Below are 1191 nucleotides of genomic sequence, written 5' to 3' on the forward strand. Positions count from 1 at the left end.
CTATACAGGGGAGCGGGCCGAGTCCCCGCAAGTCCCCGCATCCCCGCATCCATGCAGGTCGCCCCGCATGCGGGGACCTGGCGAAGTCCCCGCACAGGTCCCCGCGAAGTCCCCGCACTCCCCGCAGGACGGCCGGTCACGACTCGTGCCCGCCGGTGCCGCGGTCGGCGTGGACCTCGACGCGCCACAGGTTCTGCTTCCTGTGGCTGTCGACGACCATCACGACCTTGTGGGTGCCGAAGTAGCGGCCAGCACGGGCCTTCAGCCAGATGCCCAACTGGTTCGCGCTCGGCGGCTCGTCGCCCTTGCGCGGCACGTGGGTGGGCAGTCCCTTGATGACAGCCCCCGTGGTCAGAGGCTCGCTGCCGTAGCTCTGCCGCCACATCTCCAGGAAGAGCGCCCACTCCTGCAGTTCGTCGTCCTGGTCGCGCGCCTCGTTGCGGTCGGCCATCCAGCCCTCGACGCCGAGGAAGTCGAGCAGGCCGGCCATGGTGCTGGCCCACTCGCTGTAGTCGCCTTTGCGGACGCGGACCTGGGGCGTCCCCGCGGCGACCCAGGCCCGGACGAGGGTGACGAGGGCGGCGACCAAGGTGGAAGCGTTGTGGCGCAGCCAGGGCCGGAGGTCGCCGACGGTGAAGTTGTCGCGCTGGTCAGGGTCGGGGCAGTCGGGGTCCAGGCGAACCCAGAGGACGCGACGGCCGTTGTCCCCGCCGGTGCGGAGGGCGTTGCCGGTGACGATCCAGAGGCGATCGTTCGGCATGGTCACCTTGGACGTGGCGCCCAGGACCCGGTCACCCCAGACCTCGGAGGTCAGCAGGGCGGACAGGACGGGCGACTTGATGATGCAGCCGTTCGGCAGGTTGTCGAGGACGACGACGGGCTGCCCGGTGCCGTACAGCTGCGTGGTGATGCTCTTCCGCAACTCGGTGTCGTTCTCGGGCCAGGCCGTGTCCGCGATGCCGTAGCAGTGCCGGAAGATGTCCTTCAGCAGGCTCTTGCCGGACCCGGCGGCCGTCGCGGTGAGCACGAACATCGGTGTCGGCCCGTGGAAGTAGGGCCGCAAGATCGGCGTCAGCAGCGCGCCCAGGTAGTGCGCGCGGTCGCTGGCCGCGACCCAGGGGAAGTCCTTCAGCACCTGGTCGAGGACGATGCTTTTGGCCCTGTCGAGGCTGTCCCGCGTCACCTGGGGGG

Annotated in this window: 1 protein-coding gene; it reads right to left on the bottom strand. The window is 70.0% G+C overall.

What is annotated here, in order from left to right; all coding sequences use genetic code 11:
- Nucleotides 1–136: 136 nt before the first annotated feature.
- Nucleotides 137–1191 (bottom strand): hypothetical protein (locus tag ACFV9G_RS29950; protein WP_378733139.1); only part of this gene is annotated, 1055 nt, incomplete at its 5' end.

It is taken from the genome of Nocardioides sp. NPDC059952 (assembly GCF_042730435.1).
Classification (GTDB): Bacteria; Actinomycetota; Actinomycetes; order Propionibacteriales; family Nocardioidaceae; genus Nocardioides.